At 50.5% G+C, this 1,018-nt stretch carries 1 protein-coding gene; it reads right to left on the reverse strand.

What is annotated here, in order from left to right; translation table 11 throughout:
- On the reverse strand, nucleotides 1–623 hold a 623-nt coding region (locus tag ACRC27_RS04635; RefSeq protein ID WP_438639298.1), incomplete at its 3' end, for a phage tail protein.
- Nucleotides 624–1,018: the final 395 nt, after the last annotated feature.

The following is a 1,018-nucleotide window of genomic DNA, read 5'->3' on the forward strand; positions in this document are numbered from 1 at the left end:
AATGCAGCAGGTCCGCTGACAGAGGTTAGTAAGGCCTTATCGGTCAGATTGACGCTTCTGCTGGCCGTGGTTGACGAGCCGATTTTGGCAATCCCGGTCACATTAAGGTTGGCCGCGGCATTGAAAGGCAGAGCGGTGATGCTGCCGGAAAGCGGAAGGGAAACCGCACCGCTGGTTCCACTCAGCGACAGTGTCGCCGGGTGGGTGTGCGGAGGTACTTGCGAGGCGTTGAGAACGACCGCCCCGCTGCCGTTTCCTATTACCGTTTCCTGACCAATGGCTTTACCGAGCGTATAAGTGACGTTACCTGATGGAGTGGCTGCCGTACCTGTACCGATCGCGGTTTTGCCGCGCAGATCGGGTAGAGTAAAGGTCGTCGGCGCTGTACCCCCGTAGATATTGCCAATCAGTGAATAGAGTGCCTGGTAACCGTTGACGTTCAACGTTCGACCATCGGCGGGCAAGTATCCCTCAGGGCAATATCTGGTTGCCATATAACAAACACTACCAATATATTCATCACCTGCACCATTACAGGCAAGCGCCGCTTGCGGTAGAAACATACCGACACTCAGTGCTGACGCAATGGCTGATGGGGTAAACAAACGCTGTACTCGCTTCATACACACCTCTCCTTAGGCTGATAGTTGCCTCACTGCATAGTGACGCGTATCTGGTAGTTTTAATCGTCTTGCTGTAACCCGCAGAGCGCGGAGTCAATCAGGATGTTATGTAGTAACATCCTGATGTGGCTAAAAACCATAATAAGAACATAGTCTAGGTAGTCGGTATTTTCCGTCGGTGAAATAAATTATTTCTTATAGCGTCACATTAAGAACGATTTAATAGATTCAACTGATTAATATATTTATCACTATCGACAGGTTTTATTTTCGATGTGTCAAAATCCGCTCTCCCGAATACCCAATGCGGCAAGCCGCCGCCATACCGCGCCAACAATGGATTCTGTTTCCCCTTCCAGCATTACGCTGCCCCGCAATGGTTGTTGTGGTAGCGA

Source organism: Plesiomonas sp. (assembly GCF_051650925.1).
Taxonomy (GTDB): Bacteria; Pseudomonadota; Gammaproteobacteria; order Enterobacterales; family CAMTGL01; genus Plesiomonas.